This window comes from Candidatus Clostridium helianthi, assembly GCF_045310795.1.
In the GTDB taxonomy this organism is placed as follows: domain Bacteria; phylum Bacillota; class Clostridia; order Clostridiales; family Clostridiaceae; genus Clostridium; species Clostridium helianthi.
Genome location: NZ_JBJIAB010000044.1, coordinates 1 through 17,452 on the forward strand (window position 1 = coordinate 1; position 17,452 = coordinate 17,452).

Consider the following 17,452-nt stretch of genomic DNA (forward strand, 5'->3'; position numbering starts at 1 on the left):
AACCACGAAAGCTTACAGAAGCTGAAAGAAAGAGGATTGAAGCAAACCTCATATAGGTGTGACAAATGCTGCGATACTGGATGGATACTTATCAAGCAGGAACACATGCAGCCTCTTGCTGTAGCTTGTGAATGCAGGAAAATAGAAAAACTAAAGAATGAGTGGAAGTATTCAGGAATAAATGTTGAACAAAGTAAACTTACTTTTTCTAGCTTTGAGGTTTGGAATGAAGCGTCAAGTAGAATTAAGGATACTGCTGCAGCTTATTGTACTGCTTTTGATGAAATTAGAAACAATAGGCGAAATAGTATTTTATTATGTGGACAGGTTGGCAGCGGTAAAACGCACTGCAGCATTGCCGTTGCATTAAACTTTTTAAAACAAAGGATTAAAGTGGTGTACATGCCTTATCGTGATGTTATTACAAAGATAAAACAAAATATGATTGATGAAGAATATTATACTAGGACCATTTCAAAGTATCAATTATGCGAGGTCCTACTTATTGATGACCTCTTCAAGGGGAAAGTAACTGAGAGTGATGTAAATATTATTTTTGAAATCATTAATTATAGGTACCTTAACTTTCTGCCTATTATAGTCAGCAGCGAATTCTCTATTGATAGACTATTAGCTTTTGATGAGGGGGTTTCTTCAAGAATATATGAAATGTCAAAAGATTATGTAGTAGAAATTGAGAAGGATATTAGGAATAATTATAGGCTTAAGTAAATTTACAATGCACACTGCACAATTCACAATAAACAATTACAGAGTGAAAATTCGCATGAAAATGAATTTTTTGAGAATTAAACAAAGCTAAATTATGAAGGGAAGTTGTTTAAATGAAATCATCAGGGATAGTAAGAAATCTTGATAATTTGGGAAGGGTTGTAATACCAAAGGAAATAAGAAAAGTGTTAGGTATTAATGAAGGAGATCCCATGGAAATAGTTAAGGTTAATAATGATATAGTTTTAAGGAAATATAGTAAGGGGTGTATATTTTGTGGAAGTGATAAAGATGTAAGTGAATTTAATAATGTGCTTGTTTGTAGTGACTGCAGAAAGACTTTAGGCCAGAATTAGAATGAACAGAGCGAAAGATTTACCTAACCGCCTGGAATGCGCATACTGCAAGAGGAATTATAAGCATGGTGGAGAATGTCAGGGGAAAAGCACGAACAGAAATGAAGATGGATGTCTTTATTTTAGCATGGATGAAAAAGGTTGTATAAGAAATACGGATCAAAATATACCTTTCAATTTATATAGTGATATTCCACCAGTTGGTATGTGGAGGGATGGATGGACAATATATAATAAAGATACAAAAATCAGAATAAATAAGATATATGCTTTAAGCTGGAATGAAAGAAAAGGTTTGCTGTATGTTAAATGTAATTTTGATTATTTTATTAATGAGTTTAGTGAAGATTATAAAAAAGAAGCTAATAAGCCAAATCTAAAGATTATAAAATAAGTTAATATGGAATGAATATTTTATATTATTGAAGTATTAAAAAGATAAAATTCTTAGGAAAGGGGATAAGCAAAATGGGAGGTTTACTAATTTTCAAAAATGAAAGATTTGGAGAAATAAGATGGGTAAAAATTAATAATAAGGATTATGCAGTTGGAATTGATATAGCAAAAGCTTTAGGGTATAAAAATCCAAGAGATGCACTTTTAAGACATTGTAGGGGTGTCGTGAAACACGACATAGGGGTAGTTACTGGAAAGAGAAAAGATGGAACAGATGCTATCCAAAATTTAGAAATGAGTGTAATTCCTGAAGGAGATATATATCGCTTAGCCGCTAAATCTGAATTACCTGGAGCAGAAAGGTTTGAAGCATGGATTTTTGATGAGGTATTGCCTAGCATACGAAAAACTGGAATGTATGCTACAGATGAATTATTAGATAATCCAGATTTACTTATTGCTGCAGCTACTAAGTTAAAAGAAGAGAGAAAAGCAAGGTTGGAAGCCGAAAATAAAGTAAAGTTATTAGAGCCTAAAGGAGAATTTTATGATGGTGTTGCAGGCTCTAAAGATTCTATTGAAATGGGCCATGTTGCAAAGGTTCTTGGTATAAGAAAAATGGGAAGAAATAGGCTGTTCTCATTATTAAGAGAAAAGAAAGTCTTGGATAAAAATAATATTCCTTATCAACAGTTTGTAGACATGAAGTATTTTCGAGTATTAGAGCAAAAATATACAGTACCAAATGGAGAGACAAAGATAAATATCAAAACGATGGTATTTCAAAAAGTAATAGAGTTTATAAGGAAGAAAATTAATGAGTCATGAGTCAAATTTCTTAATGAGGAAAGTACAAAAAAATAGAAGCTTATCTATTATAAAGACAAGCTTCTATAATGTTACTTAAAACTAAGCTACATCAAATTTAGTAACTTGTCGTTGAGTAACTTGAGCACCAGATTTCTTAACTAAATCACCAGAATTAGTTTTGAAAACATTCTTAGCAATCACAGTATCCATAAGTGCGTTAACCTCATCTTTTGTAAGAGTAGGTTTAACTCCAGAAACACTTAAAGTACTTTTTTCGCCAGCCACAGTTAAAAAAGTCATAGATAAAGAATATTCCATTTAATTTACCTCCAATCTTAAGTAGAGAACTCGAATCTATGATTCGTTGTGAATCACTTAATCAGCGAACGAATGTGAGTCGAGTTTCCTACAATATTTTTTTAAGAATAAGATCCTAAGCATTTGCTAAGCTAGAAGATTCATTAATAAAGTAATCTCTAGTATTAGCTTCCATAACACCTTTAATTGCATCTGCAACAGCATATACATTATCAGGTGTAGCATCTGTTTTTATACCTGAGAAAGTTTTCTTTGTATAAATTGGGTCGCCTGCTTTGTCTAGAGCTTTTTGAACTTCAATGCTAAGGGAAACTGAGTCGATAGTTTTAGTTACAGCCATAGTTTTAACCTCCTTCATTTTGTTTTCATAAAGGATATATGGATAAATCTTAGTTATTACATAAATAGACGAAAATTATTTATGTAATAACAAGAATTTAACAAATAGTATTTATAATTAATGGTTTTTTACACAAACTTTTATTATTATTATTTCAGTAAGGTTAGTCCAGATATTTATTTAGAACTTCAAGAAGTATAGGAATATTTTTTACTATTTGTTTTTCGTTTACTTCACTAATGGTAAGTCTAAAATAATTATTACACTTATATTCTTTAAGGAAACATTCACTCGTATCAAATATTTTTATATTTTTATGTTGTAGTTCTGTTATCACTTTATCATATTTTAATGAACCATTTATGTAAAGGCATCCGAAATACCCGGAGTCTGGAATATTGTAGTTTATTCTTGGATGTCTATTTTCTAATAAAGTGCTTTTTAATGAATGTACACGATTAGCATATAAACTGACTAAGTGTTTCATATGGGCATCAAACATACCATTCTTTATGTATATTTCCAGTGCCCCTTGAGAGAGTATTGGACTGCTCATATCAGTCCACCTTTTATATTCTAAAAATTTATTAATCAATAATTCTGGCAAAATAAGGGCTGCAACTCTTAAGCCTGGCATAAGTACTTTTGAATAACTTTTCAGATATATAACTTTTGAAGAAGTGTCATATGAAAACATAGGGTCATTTTTTTTATTCATATCTAAATCTGCAGCAATATCATCTTCAACTATATATACATCATATTTAGCTGCTAATTTAATAATTTCCTGCTTTTCCTGTTTGCTATATGAAGTTCCAGTTGGGTTATGGAACCTTGGTATAGTATAAAAGAATTTTATATTACCGTATTTAAATAATTTCTCTAATTCATCTAAGTCTATTCCGTTAAAATCTCTATTAATACCGAGAACAGGTATGTTATTAAGCTCTAGATATTTTATCATTCCATAATATGTAGGCTGTTCAACAAGAATATTAGATTTACCATTTGGAAATGGCATAGTTGATAATATGTTCAATGCCTGTTGAGAGCTAGAAGTAATAATTATGTTATCTGACTTTGTGAATATTTGATAGCTTTGAATATGTTTTGATAATACTGTTATTAAAGATTTCAATCCTCTAGGATCAGAATAGGTAAAAAGTTTTTCTTTATATAAGTCGATCGATTTATTTAGACAATGCTGAAAATTTTTATAAGGAAAAGATTCCGCGTTTAAATTTACAGCTGAAAAATCAATAATAGGATGTTTGGATGAACTTTTATCATGAAAATCATTAATTATATAGTACCCACTTTTAGGAACAGAATAAATTATATGATCTTGTTCAAGTTTTGTATAAGCTTTCAAAACTGTGCCTGCACTACAATGAAACAGATTTTGAATAAATCTTATAGAAGGCAATTTCTTAGGATGATCTAATTTCTCAGTTTTTATACTGTTTTTAATATAGTCTATAATCTCTTCATATTTAAGCAAAATGAACCACTCCTTAAGAACTGTACTAGCACAGATTTGAATTTTATTTGTTGATATATAGATTACACTATAATACCATAATTGTATAGTAAATCTTAATTCAGCGTATTAAAAAAATAGCAAGTCAGTATATATTTTATTAAGAGAGAATCTTAGCTAAAAATTAGTTGAAATAATTAAGCTCAAATGCATAGTCTTAATCAGTGTCGTATTATACCCAAATGTCCACTCAGATTATTCTAGGTAATAAACAAGCTTTTTTGTTTAAATAAATATGTAGCATTGACTTGTTATTTTTTTTAGATGTTATGAAGGAGGGAGTAGTTATGGAAAGAAATAATAACAACTTAAAGCTAAATGAAATTTTAGTACGACTATTTCTAAAAAAGCTTGGATATGAGAAAGAAATTATTAATAAAGTATGTGAAGTTATTAGATTAAGTTAAGGTTTTAATTAAACAAACCATAAAGAACTCACTAAAAAGATTGAACTATAAAAATTTATAATAAGAAATAAAACACGAGGTGTAGAAAATGAAAAGAGAAGAAGTATTAAATAGAATAAAAGAGGCTGGAGTTATTGCTGTAATTAGAGGAGATTCAAAAGAGCAGGCAATTAAATGTATAGATGCTGCAGCAAAAGGTGGAATAAAAATAATGGAACTTACAATGACAGTTCCAAATCCAATGGAAATGCTTAAAGAGGCAGTAGAAAAATATAAAGGCACTGATGTAGTTGTTGGTTGCGGGACAGTTTTAGATACTGAAACAGCTAGAATCTGCATACTTGCTGGAGCTCAATTTATCGTTAGTCCAAGCCTTGATGTTGAGACATTAAAGCTATGTAATAAATATAAAGTTTTAGTTACTCCGGGAGTAATGACTGTTAGAGATGCAATCACTGCTTTAGAATATGGCGTTGATATAATTAAAGTATTCCCAGCTAATTTATATGGACCATCAGTAATTAAATCATTTAGAGGACCACTTCCACAAGGAGAATTTATGCCAACAGGTGGAGTTGCCGTTGAAAATATACATGAATGGGTAAATGCAGGAGCAGTTGTAGTTGGGACTGGAAGTAATTTAACAAAGGGTGCAGCAACTGGGGATTATGCAGCAGTTGAAAATGAAGCTAGAAGATTTGTTGAAGCATATAAAAAAGCAAAAGAAAACAGATAGAAAAAGTTTATAGATATAAAAGTTGGTAATTTTGATTATTCTTTCTTTATTAATGTAACTGTAAACTGATTAAGGGGGCGCTTACAAAATGATATTCTCAAAAAAAGCAGAACAAATTGAGCCATCGATTACCTTAGCTATTACATCAAAGGCAAAACAAATGAAAAAAGATGGTGAAGATATTATAATTTTAGGTGCAGGGGAACCAGATTTTAATACACCTGAAAATATTAGAAATGCAGCAATAGAAGCAATAAATGAAGGATTTACAAAATATACATCAGCTTCTGGTATAAATGAATTGAAAAGTGCAATAGCTAATAAATTCAAAAGAGATAACAATTTAAAGTACTCTAACTCTCAAATTATGATATCAACTGGGGCGAAGCAATGCATATGGAATGTTTTTGCAACTATTTTAAATTCAGGGGATGAGGTCATTGTACCTAAGGCGTATTGGGTTAGTTATCCTGAATTAATTAAACTTGCAGATGGGGTACCTGTATTTGCATTTGGAGATGAGGATAACAATTTCAAATATACTAAATCTGTATTAGAAAGCGTAGTAACTTCAAATACAAAAGCAATTCTTATAAATAATCCTAATAATCCAACAGGGGCAGTTTATACAAAAGATGAACTGACTATGATAGCTGATTTTGCAAATAAACATAATTTATTAATAATATCTGATGAGATATATGAAAAATTTAATTATGAAAGTGATAATTATACAAGCATAGCAAGCTTAAGCAATGATTCATATGATAGAACTATAATAATACATGGCATTTCAAAGACGTATGCTATGACTGGATGGAGAATCGGCTATGTTCTTGGAAATGAAAAATTAATTAAAATAATGTCAAGTATACAAAGTCATACTACATCTAATCCTAATTCAATAGCGCAGTATGCAGCAGTTGAAGCATTAAATGGTGATCAAGCTTCTGTAAAGGAAATGGTTAATGAATTTAAGAAAAGAAGAGATTACATAGTTGAAAAGATAAATAATACTGAGATGCTTTCCTGCAAAAAACCAGATGGAGCATTTTACATTATGATTAACATATCAAAAATGCTTGGAAAGGTAATAGATGGTAATAAAATTAATAATTCTATAGATTTTTCTAATGCACTTTTAAATAGAGAAAAGGTAGCAGTTATCCCAGGAGATGGATTTGGTGTAAGTAATTATGTAAGAATTTCTTATGCTACATCTATGAATAATGTTGAAGAAGGTATTAGAAGAATAATTAAATTCGTAGAAGATTATAAATGAAGCGCAATTAAATGAATAACAAGTCAATTTGCTAGGTTGTTTTCTAGCATGCTATGTCATAAATTACTATAATAGCCTAGCTATGATAAGATTCTCTGTCCTTGTATTACGAAAAAATCTATGCAATTTTGGACTTGTTGTTTATTTAATTGTGCCTAAATAGTATGAAATAGCGCAAAATATTTTAAAAACTTTACTAAGAACGCTTGAAATGAGGAACTTTCAATTTACAAATTATATTTGTAGTTTTATTGATAAATTGGAAGATAGAACATATGGAGGGCTTATTATAATGATAAACGTAACAATTAATGGGAAAAGCATTGATGTAAAGGATGAAAATACAACTGTATTAAAAGCAGCATTAGATAATGATATAGATATCCCCACTCTCTGCTATTTAAATGATTGTGGAAATGTAGGAAAATGTGGTGTATGTGCAGTAGAAATTGAAGGGAAAAAAGCTTTGTCACTTGCGTGCATTACAAAAGTTTCTGATGGAATGGTAATAAGAACAGATTCAGAAAAGGTACAAGAAAGAGTTAAGACAAGAGTAGCAACGCTACTTGATAAACATGAATTCAAATGTGGACCATGTAATAGAAGAGAAAATTGTGAATTCTTAAAATTAGTTATAAAAACTAAGGCAAAAGCTAATAGACCTTTTGTAATTAAAGATAAAAGAGAATATATTGATGATAGGAGCAAATCAATAGTTATTGATAGAAGTAAATGTGTATTATGTGGAAGATGTGTGTCCGCCTGTAAGAAAAAAACAGGTACTGGAATGATTCAAATTATAGGTAAAGGCTCAGATAGGAAAGTTTCTTCATTAGATGGTAAATGTTTTGATGATACTAATTGCTTATTATGTGGACAATGTGTAGCGGCATGTCCAGTAGCAGTTTTATCTGAAAAAACACATATGGATAGAGTTAAAGATGCATTAGGAGATCCTAATAAACATGTAATAGTTGCAATAGCACCATCAATTAGAGCCTCAATTGGAGAAATGTTTAAATTAGGCTATGGTGTAGATGTAACAGGAAAGTTATATACAGTATTAAGAATGCTTGGCTTTAAAAAAATATTTGATATTAATTTTGGAGCTGATATGACAATAATGGAGGAAGCAACTGAATTTGTTCAGAGAGTCAAAAGCAATGGACCATTTCCGATGTTTACATCATGCTGTCCATCTTGGGTTAGATTAGTTGAAAACTATTATCCTGAATTCTTGGATAATCTATCTACTGCAAAATCTCCTCAGCAAATTTTTGGGACTGCAAGCAAAACTTATTATCCACAAATCGAAGGATTAGATCCAAAAGATGTATTTACAGTAACAGTAATGCCATGTACCTCAAAAAAATATGAGGCAGATAGAAGCGAGATGATTATTAATGGGATTAAAAATATAGATGCTGTAATTACTACACGAGAATTAGCTAAAATGATTAAAGAGGCAAAGATTAATTTTATTGATTTAGAGGATAGCAAAGCAGATCCAGCAATGGGAGAGTATACTGGAGCAGGAGTTATATTTGGTACTACAGGTGGTGTTATGGAAGCAGCACTCAGAAGTGCTAAGGATTTTTTAGAGAATAAAGATTTGAATGATATAGATTATACCCAGGTTAGAGGATTTGACGGAATAAAAGAGGCCATAGTAGAAATTGATAAAGAGCAATATAATATTGCCGTAATTAATGGATCTTCAAATTTATTTAAATTTATGGAAAGTGGAAAAATAAATGAAAAACAATATCACTTTATAGAAGTTATGGCTTGTTCTGGCGGATGCATAAATGGAGGAGGACAACCATATATAAGTGCAAAGGAAAGAGAAAAAGTAGATATTAAAGCATTAAGAGCTTCTGTCTTATATAATCAGGACAAAAATTTGAAAAAAAGAAAATCTCATGAAAATACAGCATTATTAAAGATGTATGAAAATTATGAGGAAGCTCCAGGAGAAGGATGGGCACACAAATTATTACATATAAGATATAATAAGCAAAAATAATTATATAAGCTGCATTAAATATTTTATGTGGCTGACTTAATATGTGAATTTATAAATGTAATAGAAGTGTCGCTTTATTAAAGGATAATTTAGAGTTATATAAGTATTAACAATTTGGAGGCATGTTTTTATGAAGGAAATAATATTTACTGGTGCAGCAGTTGCAATAGTCACACCGTTTAATGAGAATTGAATTAATTTTGAAGAATTAGAAAGACTTATAGATTTCAACATAGATAATGGTACAGATGCAATTGTAATTGCTGGAACTACAGGTGAATCAGCAACTAATTTGTCAGTAGGCAGTTAAGAATAAAAAACACTTATATATGAAAAACAAAAGGCGCAGATTAGCGCCTTTTATATTAAAAATTATAATAGTTATTTGTAATCTAATCCATACAGACCACCAATCTTCTTTTTTAATAAAATCAGATAAATTATTTTTGGATAATAAAATTTTTTTAGTCATAAAATTATCTATATTTTTATTGTTGAAGGTGATATCGAATGCTAAATAATGCATCTGGCTTTGAAAAAATCTGCATTGCCTGCGGCTACAGCGATTTGAGAAGAGGCATTGACGGCTTTGCCAGTATATTGCAGTAAGAATTTAAACTCGATCCCTTCAATAGTGGAATTCTATTTTTATTTTGCGGCAGAAAACAGATTGTATTAAAGGTCTTTTATATAAGTGCCTTGAAACTGGAAAATTTCAATGGCCGCGTAATGAAGATGACGTTAAAGCCATTTCATTTCAGCAATATAAATGGTTAATGGAAGGACTTTCTATTAATCTGTGGATAACATAAACGTAAAAGAAATTAACGGATAAATAAATGTAAATCTCAATTGATAAAATTACTATGATGATTTTAACAATATGAAGAAGCGTTTATCTATACGCTAATTTTTTATGTTTACGTAATGTTATATGTATTATTTTATATAATCAGTTTTAGATAGTGTAATTTACACTATTTGATTGATAGCAACAAAGAATATAATATATGTAGATTTGAATGCAAATTAAGACTAAATAGGAAATAATAGATAGATAAGCATTCTGAATCTGATATTTGATAGATGATAAATACAATGTTTAACAAACAACATATTATGGAAGGAAGCGGAGATTTAAATGAATTCAAATGAAACCAAACTTGAAGAAGTATTAAAAATGCGTGGTATTAATATGAATGATGTTGTTGATACCAAGGAATATAAAATTCCAGAAGCAAAAGATAGTACCAAAAGACTTATGGAGATTTATTATAATTTGAAAGTTACAGCTGATATGGAGGCACCATACTGGTATAACAGAGCGTGGTCTGAAAATGAAGGGGATGTAACTATAGTAAGAAGAGCTAAAGCTATGGCAGCATGTCTTTCTCATATAACCCCAACAATTTTGCCATATGAAAAACTCGTAATGAATAAGACAAAAAATGTTAGAGGTGCTTTTCCATTTCCATGGGTTTGCGCTAGTTTTTTTAATGCTCAGGCAGAAGCTTTAATGAATGAGGTTGATGCACCCTCAGAAAGCGAAGCTGACTCAGTAAGTGTAGTTGGTTCAGGAGGTGGAAATGTTACAGAAAGCTATGGAGAAGTCATAAGTCTTGCTAAAAAATTTGGGATGAGAAAAGAAGAAATTCCTGTTTTAGTTAAGACATCTAAGCCTTGGGATGGAAAATCAATAGAAGACTTAAGTGCAAAATATGCAAAATATACTCCAGGTTATGATCAAGAACAACTTATTATGGATTCTGTAATCTGTATGTTTGATTCATGGGCGATTCCACAAGGCCGTGAGGTAATGAATTATTATATGCCTTTAGAATATGGTTTTGATAAAATCATAGAATTGTGTGATGAAAAGATAGAAGAACTTATGGGTGAAGCAGGTGATGACGGAATACTTGGAATGAGTAGAGGCTATTACTATATAGCTATGAAGGAAATCACTAAAGGATTAAGCGCATGGTGTGAAAATTACTCAAAGCAGGCTGAATATCTCTCATCAATTGAAACAGATTCAGCTTTAAAAGCTAATTATGATAAAATTGCAGAAGTTATGAGTAACATTGCTCATAAAAAGCCAGCAAATTTCTGGGAAGCAATTCAAATGACACTTTGTTGTCATTATGGTGTAGTTAATGAAGATCCACAATCAGGTACTTCAATGGGGAGATTAGGACAAATATTACAACCATATTATGAAAAAGATATTGAAGATGGAAGTATGACAGACGAAGATGTAATTGAGCTTTTAGAATTATATAGAATCAAGATTACATGTATTGAATGTTTTGCATCTGCAGGAGTGTCAGGAGGAGTTCTTTCTGGAAATACCTTTAACAATCTTTCTTTAGGTGGACAAAATTATAATGGGCTTTCTGCAGTTACTAAACTAGAATATTTAATAATTGAAGCTGGTATGAGAAATCAAACTCCACAACCAACTTTAAGCATATTATATGACGAAAAAACACCAGAAGATTTTCTTATGAAAGCAGCCTCATGTACAAAACTTGGACTTGGATACCCCGCATGGATGAATAATCAAGCAGGTATGAATTTCATGTTAAGAAATTATGGATCAGAAGGTATGGACATTGTTGATGCAAGAGCATGGTGCCTTGGAGGATGTCTTGAATCTGCACCTGGATGTTTTATGCCGCTTCATTATAATGGAAAAGTAACAATGATTCCAGGAGGAGCATCACCTTCATGTGCTACAGGTATTCACTTTGTAGCTTTACCAAAGATTTTAGAACTTGTATTAACTAATGGATTAGATAATAGAACAGATAAACAAGTGTACCCAGCTCATAATAGAAAAATAGATTCATATGAAACAATGATGGACCAATGGCAAAAGTATGTAGAACTTTCTACAGATGTTCTTAATAGAGTTAATAATATTCAAATGGATATTTGGAGAACAAAAAATATGCCAGTAGTAAATTCACTTCTTAAACCAGATTGCTTCACAAAAGGAATTGATATTGGTATGATGGGCTCAAGATATAATGCTAGTATAAACTTTGAATCTTGCGGAACAATAACTTTAATTAATTCATTAGCATCAATTAAAAAGAATATTTTTGATGGCAAAAAGTTTACAATTGAAGAAATGACTGATGCAATGGTGAATAACTTTGGATTTGAGACTGCATATGAAACAGGTGTATTTTCACCAGATACAAGAATAAGTACAGAAAATAGCACCAAGTATGATAAGATTTTTGCAGCATGTTTAAATGCACCTAAATATGGAAATGCAGATATGTATGTAGATAGTATTTTAAGAGATTATGAGTATTATATGTATGATATGACAAGAAAATTTAAATCATACTATGGAAAACCTGAATATTTATGTCAAATTTCAGTATCTACACATGGTCCTCAAGGTTTTATAACATTAGCTACTGCAGATGGAAGACTTGCGGGTACTACATATTCAGATGGATCTTTATCAGCAGCATCAGGAACAGATAAAAATGGTATTTATGCTATATTTGAATCAGCAACAGTTTATGATCATTCAATGCAGCAAAATTCACAAATGAATTTAAAACTTCATCCAACAGCAGTTAAAGGTCTAAATGGAACAAGAAAGTTACTTGAAATTGTACGAGCATACATGAGAAAAGGTGGTTTCCACGTTCAATTTAATGTAGTTGATTCTAAAACTTTAAGGAACGCACAGGCAAAACCTGATAATTATAGAGATTTAATGGTTCGTGTAGCTGGATTTACACAATATTGGTGTGAGATTGGTAAGCCAATTCAAGATGAAGTTATATATAGAACTGAATACGAAGTGTAGTATAGGCTAAAAACAAAGCACTTAGTATATAAACTAATATTTAAGTGTAGTATTTAGTAAATGATATGCTTATATAGTACAACATAGATGAATTTAATAAAATCAATATATAGACATGGAGGAAATATTTTATGCGACATTACGATTGTAAAAATTATATAAATCTAGATTGTGAAAAAGGAATGTGTGCACTGTGTAAAGCAATTGTCCCTATAGATGGAGAAAACAGCAATGCATGTCCTAAGTTTAAACCAGCTGATAAATGCAGTAATTGCAAAAACTTTTCAAAACCTGATAAGTATGGAATCGGAATATGTACTGGTCTAGAAAAAGAAAACTGGACATATTCATCAATGAATGCCTGTACATGTTCAGGCTATGAAGCAAGATAGGATGAGGTTATGGATAAAAAAGGTTTAATATTTGATATACAAAGTTTTTCAGTTCATGATGGACCAGGATGTAGAACAAATGTATTTTTTACTGGATGTCCACTAAAATGTAGATGGTGTGCTAATCCAGAAAGCTGGATTAAAGGAAAACATATTATGTTTGCTGGAAATATGTGCAAATGGGATAAAGGATGCAGAGCATGTGAACATGTATGCTCTAAGGAAGTTATTATGTTTAAGGAACATGAAAAGCCAAGTATTGAACTAAATGTATGTAAGGAATGTGAAAGTTTTGATTGCGTAAATATATGTCCTAATAATGTTTTTAAGCAATGTGTTAAAGACTATACAGTGGATGATATTGTTAAAATTTTAAGACGTGATTTTAATAACTGGGGACCTGATGGTGGTGTGACATTTACTGGTGGAGAGCCACTTTTGCATGATGAATTTCTAATAGAAGTTTTAAAAAAATGCAGAGAGTTGCAGATTCATACAGCAATTGAAACTAGTGCATATGCAAAAGAGGAAGTTTTTTTAAAAGTATTTGAATATATTGAATTTGCATTTATTGATGTAAAAAATATGAATAGAGAAAAACATAAAGAAGGAACAGGAGTTTATAACGATTTAATTCTATCAAATATTGCAACACTTAAGAAATCTAAATGGGGTGGAAGGGTGGTATTAAGGCAACCGACTATAGCAGGGTATAACGACAGTGATGAAAATGCATATGAATTAATTGAGTTCATGAATAAAAATTCACTATATGAAATTAATCTTTTAAAATTTCATAGATTAGGTGAAACTAAGTGGAATCAATTAGGAAAAGAATATGAATATCATGAAAATGGAGATGTAACACAGGAAAAACTAGAGTATTTGCAACAAATATACTTAAATAACAACATAGCCTGTTATGTAGGAGATAATACACCTTTTTAAAATATAAGAGAATTATGACTTCATTTCTGTAGAAAAATAGTGGAGAACTGAAAGAAAGGCTGGCAATTATTTATATGGAATTGCTATGCCTTTATAATTATAATAAGAAGAGTTATTAAAAATTGATGATTGATGATTAAATTAATATTGAAATTTATTATAATATAAAGTTGATATGCTCTTTATCCAATGTAAAGTCATTGGTATAATTTATATGAATTATTGATTGCATTTTAATTAAAGAAAAATATTTATATGTTAAAAGGGATGTTGTATATATGGAGTTAAATAATATTGAAAAAATTTATATATATGATTATATAAAAGAATATTTAAGCGAAATATCAATTATCAAAGTTAAAAAAGGAGAATACATAACTCATTCTAGTGCAAACATTGAAGAGATTTTTTTTATTTTAGATGGAAGGGTTAAAGTAGAATGTATAACGAGGTCTGGAAGAAGCATTTTGGTAGATGAAGTATCCAAAAATGATTTTGTCGGAAAAATCAGTTATATGTATGAGGAGAACTTGTTTTGTGATATAACTGCAAGAACAAATGTGACATTGTTAAAAATAGCAAAGGGAACATTCAAAAAATTAGAAAATAATCCAGATTTCTTAAAAATATTTTTATTTAAAACAAGTAAAAGGATATATTATATGTATAAGAAATTAATGATTAAAGATTTATTTAAATTTGAAGAAATCTTTGCATATCATATTCTCAAAAACTCTGAGAACGATGTATTTAAATTTAAAAGTATGTATAATCTTTGTGAAATTTTATCAGTAAGTAGAAAAAATTTATACAATGTAGTAAATTGTTTAATTCAAAAGAAATATATACAAAAAGAGAGTGATTCAATAATAATTATAAATAGATGCGCTATGGATAAATTAGCTGCGGGTGTAAAAGAAGTAAGTGAAATAAATGAGTCTGATTTTAAAATTAATATATAATTACAATAGATAAATTCGAAACTCATTGATAAAACTGAATAAAAATTGATTTAAAGTTGCAAGAACATTATTAATTGGCTTATGGGTTCATGTTATACAAATATAATAGTTGGATTAAAAAAAGGGCGCGCGAAATGAAGGAAAGGTAAGCATTTCAAACCAAATATACTAAATACTTTTCTACTGATAAGCCATTGGCCTTAGCCGTTTCAACAATATTGTAAATTACTGTGCTTGAGCTTATACCTTTTATAGTCTTTGAAGATATCCAGTTTTTTCTGCCAATTATAAAATAGAGTAGTTAAATAATAGTATTGAAGCTGGTTACGATTCGCATCCACTATAAAACCCACGAAAATTGGGATTTTTCGTGGGTATTTTTATGTTGAAAAGATTAACAGTTGACTTTTATGCTAGCTGTATTTTTTGAGAAAATACAGTGTGACAAATAATATATTTTACAGATAATTAGGTAAATAAAGATTTGTAAAGGTAAAAAATTAACAGATAGATAAATGTTAATTCCATTATTATTTTTATTGAATAAAAAGTAATCTATTAATTAATGGATATATGTTAATAGTTTCATTTAAGAAACTATACCACTTAAAAGTGCTTACTTGTGGAGTTAATAAATCATATTTATTATTATAGATAGAATATCCAATTGTGTCCCCAATAAGGAGGAAAGAAAATATTTTAGTCAAGATATCGAAAGAAGAGTGCTAGATGTAATATAACTTTCAAGAGAAATCAGATAAGTATAATTTATTTAGAAGATTGTGATTCAAAAGTTTTAATAAATTCTCTCAATGTTGAGGAAATATATCCTTCTCTTCTCCAAATTAAATTTGGAGTTGTAGTCCAAGGATCATCCTCAATGGTAATGATACGCATAAATTTACCTAACATATTATCAACCATTGATTTTGGTAAAATTGTTGCACCAAAATTGTTTAAGATCATCTTTAACAGTAAACCAGAGTCATGACATACGCATGAAACATTTAATTTTAGTTCTTTTCTCTCGAATTCGCTTGTGATTTTTTTATATAAACTGTTTGAATCTGGTGCATTGAGAAGAAGTAGAGGAACTCTAGAAATTTCTTCAAGAGAAATACATTCTTTTATCCATTCGAAAGCTTTAGAAGCAACAAAGACACACTTATCAGGTTGCAGTTCTTTGGTTATGTACCCCTCTGTATGAATAGGGAGTGCAGAAACTACTATGTCAATCGTATGATTTTTTAATAAGTCCATTAAATGAGATATATTTCCTTCATGAATTTCTGGAATAATAAAAGGATATTTTTCTCGGAACTTCTTCAAAACAGGAAGCATAATTTCTGAACAATAAATGGTTGTACCAATTGATAATTTTTTTGACATTTGTAAGTTGTATTCTTGTACTTCCGTAATAGCTTCATCCATAGTGTAAAGTATTCTCTTAGCATTCTTTAAAAAAATCCTGCCTTGTGGAGTAAGTGACATATTTTTTTTGTTTGTACGATTAAAAAGAGTAACTCCAAGTTCATTTTCCATTGCTTGCAGCTGTCTAGATAGTGGTGGTTGAGCCATAAATAAGCGCTCTGCAGCTTTTGTAATACTACCTTCTTCTGCAATTACAACAAAATATTTTAATTGACGAATATCCATAGTTAGTTAACTCCTTTCTATTATACCTTAAAGGTATTGAAACATACTTTATAGATATTTTCAATAGTTTTTTTAATAGCATATAATTAAGTATATGAAAATAAGAAAAAGAGGGTGATACTATTGAAAGTTATAGTAGCAATTACAGGAGCAACTGGAGCGATTTTTGGAATTCGAATTCTAGAAATATTAAAAGATATTAAGGAAGTAGAAACGCATCTTATATTATCAAGTTGGGGAAGAAAAACTTTGGAATCAGAAACAAATTATACAGTAGAAGAAGTAGAAGCGCTTGCCGATTTTACATATGAAACAATAGATCTGGGGGCAAGAATTTCAAGTGGATCGTTTCAGGTAGATGCTATGATTATTTCACCATGCAGTATGAAAACCCTTGCATCTATTCGTATGGGACTTGCAGATAATCTCATATCCCGGGCAGCGGATGTTATTCTAAAGGAAGGTCGAAAATTAATTCTTTTAACAAGAGAAACACCTTTGAGTAGTATTCATTTAGAAAATATGCTTGCATTATCTCGGATGGGAACAGTTATCTTGCCACCAATGCCCGCATTTTATAATCATCCCAAGACAATATATGACATAGTAGATCACATAGCATATAGAACAGTAGATCAGCTTGGAATTATCTTACCTAATTTAAAACGTTGGGATGGACTAAAGGAAAAATAGATTTAAATGTGACTTGAAGATAT

The 17,452-nt window shown here is 30.1% G+C and carries 17 protein-coding genes and 1 pseudogene; 14 read left to right on the forward strand and 4 right to left on the reverse strand.

What is annotated here, in order from left to right; genetic code table 11:
• Positions 1-105 precede the first annotated feature (105 nt).
• The 4 genes from ACJDTP_RS23250 to ACJDTP_RS23265 all read left to right on the forward strand — a co-directional run bounded on the left by ACJDTP_RS23250 (position 106) and on the right by ACJDTP_RS23265 (position 2,312).
• Positions 106-732 carry an ATP-binding protein gene (locus ACJDTP_RS23250; protein ID WP_406762615.1) on the forward strand — a complete coding sequence of 209 codons (627 nt, stop codon included), beginning with the start codon at positions 106-108 and terminating at the stop codon, positions 730-732.
• 113 nt (positions 733-845) lie between these two features.
• Positions 846-1,088 (forward strand): AbrB/MazE/SpoVT family DNA-binding domain-containing protein, encoded by a 243-nt coding sequence (locus tag ACJDTP_RS23255; protein WP_406762597.1) that lies wholly within the window; start codon positions 846-848, stop codon positions 1,086-1,088.
• 1 nt (position 1,089) lies between these two features.
• The gene (locus ACJDTP_RS23260; protein ID WP_406762598.1) at positions 1,090-1,482 is read left to right on the forward strand and encodes a hypothetical protein; all 393 of its coding nucleotides are present in this window, start codon (positions 1,090-1,092) and stop codon (positions 1,480-1,482) included.
• Between the two features lie 74 nt (positions 1,483-1,556).
• Positions 1,557-2,312 carry a phage antirepressor KilAC domain-containing protein gene (locus ACJDTP_RS23265; protein ID WP_406762599.1) on the forward strand — a complete coding sequence of 252 codons (756 nt, stop codon included), beginning with the start codon at positions 1,557-1,559 and terminating at the stop codon, positions 2,310-2,312.
• An 81-nt stretch (positions 2,313-2,393) separates the two neighbouring features.
• Here the strand turns inward: ACJDTP_RS23265 and ACJDTP_RS23270 are convergent, their stop codons facing one another.
• From ACJDTP_RS23270 to ACJDTP_RS23280, 3 genes are all read right to left on the reverse strand, one after another.
• Positions 2,394-2,612, reverse strand: coding sequence for a DUF2922 domain-containing protein (locus ACJDTP_RS23270; protein WP_009168791.1), 219 nt, complete (start codon positions 2,610-2,612; stop codon positions 2,394-2,396).
• Positions 2,613-2,727: 115 nt separating this feature from the next.
• A complete protein-coding gene (locus ACJDTP_RS23275; protein WP_009168792.1) occupies positions 2,728-2,952 on the reverse strand; it encodes a DUF1659 domain-containing protein in 225 nt (74 codons plus the stop codon).
• Between the two features lie 163 nt (positions 2,953-3,115).
• A complete protein-coding gene (locus ACJDTP_RS23280; protein WP_077840203.1) occupies positions 3,116-4,453 on the reverse strand; it encodes an aminotransferase-like domain-containing protein in 1,338 nt (445 codons plus the stop codon).
• A 534-nt stretch (positions 4,454-4,987) separates the two neighbouring features.
• Between ACJDTP_RS23280 and ACJDTP_RS23285 the strand changes: the two genes are divergently transcribed.
• The 9 genes and pseudogenes from ACJDTP_RS23285 (at position 4,988) to ACJDTP_RS23325 (ending at position 15,080) form a co-directional block, all read left to right on the forward strand.
• Positions 4,988-5,635, forward strand: a complete 648-nt coding sequence (locus ACJDTP_RS23285; RefSeq protein ID WP_077840202.1) for a bifunctional 2-keto-4-hydroxyglutarate aldolase/2-keto-3-deoxy-6-phosphogluconate aldolase — start codon at positions 4,988-4,990, stop codon at positions 5,633-5,635.
• A gap of 88 nt (positions 5,636-5,723) precedes the next feature.
• Positions 5,724-6,917, forward strand: a complete 1,194-nt coding sequence (locus tag ACJDTP_RS23290; protein WP_406762600.1) for a pyridoxal phosphate-dependent aminotransferase — start codon at positions 5,724-5,726, stop codon at positions 6,915-6,917.
• A gap of 292 nt (positions 6,918-7,209) precedes the next feature.
• Positions 7,210-8,943 (forward strand): ferredoxin hydrogenase, encoded by a 1,734-nt coding sequence (locus tag ACJDTP_RS23295; RefSeq protein WP_077840200.1) that lies wholly within the window; start codon positions 7,210-7,212, stop codon positions 8,941-8,943.
• A gap of 130 nt (positions 8,944-9,073) precedes the next feature.
• Positions 9,074-9,232 (forward strand): annotated as a pseudogene (locus ACJDTP_RS23300) (dihydrodipicolinate synthase family protein); the annotation flags it as partial.
• 364 nt (positions 9,233-9,596) lie between these two features.
• On the forward strand, positions 9,597-9,755 hold the full coding sequence (gene tnpB, locus ACJDTP_RS23305) for an IS66 family insertion sequence element accessory protein TnpB (protein WP_173715135.1): 159 nt from the start codon (positions 9,597-9,599) through the stop codon (positions 9,753-9,755).
• Positions 9,756-10,084: 329 nt separating this feature from the next.
• Complete coding sequence (hpdB, locus tag ACJDTP_RS23310; protein WP_077840198.1) at positions 10,085-12,778, forward strand: 4-hydroxyphenylacetate decarboxylase large subunit; 2,694 nt, start codon at positions 10,085-10,087, stop codon at positions 12,776-12,778.
• A gap of 131 nt (positions 12,779-12,909) precedes the next feature.
• On the forward strand, positions 12,910-13,170 hold the full coding sequence (hpdC, locus tag ACJDTP_RS23315) for a 4-hydroxyphenylacetate decarboxylase small subunit (RefSeq protein ID WP_039773513.1): 261 nt from the start codon (positions 12,910-12,912) through the stop codon (positions 13,168-13,170).
• 9 nt (positions 13,171-13,179) lie between these two features.
• Positions 13,180-14,118 (forward strand): 4-hydroxyphenylacetate decarboxylase activase, encoded by a 939-nt coding sequence (gene hpdA, locus ACJDTP_RS23320; RefSeq protein WP_077840197.1) that lies wholly within the window; start codon positions 13,180-13,182, stop codon positions 14,116-14,118.
• Between the two features lie 278 nt (positions 14,119-14,396).
• A complete protein-coding gene (locus ACJDTP_RS23325) occupies positions 14,397-15,080 on the forward strand; it encodes a Crp/Fnr family transcriptional regulator (protein WP_051144908.1) in 684 nt (227 codons plus the stop codon).
• Positions 15,081-15,848: 768 nt separating this feature from the next.
• On the opposite strand, the gene ACJDTP_RS23330 is transcribed toward ACJDTP_RS23325, so the two are convergent.
• Positions 15,849-16,736 (reverse strand): LysR family transcriptional regulator, encoded by an 888-nt coding sequence (locus tag ACJDTP_RS23330; protein WP_039773517.1) that lies wholly within the window; start codon positions 16,734-16,736, stop codon positions 15,849-15,851.
• Positions 16,737-16,859: 123 nt separating this feature from the next.
• On the opposite strand from ACJDTP_RS23330, the gene ACJDTP_RS23335 reads away from it, so the two are divergent.
• Positions 16,860-17,429: a non-oxidative hydroxyarylic acid decarboxylases subunit B gene (locus tag ACJDTP_RS23335; RefSeq protein WP_406762601.1), complete on the forward strand. Its 570-nt coding sequence runs from the start codon at positions 16,860-16,862 to the stop codon at positions 17,427-17,429.
• Positions 17,430-17,452: the final 23 nt, after the last annotated feature.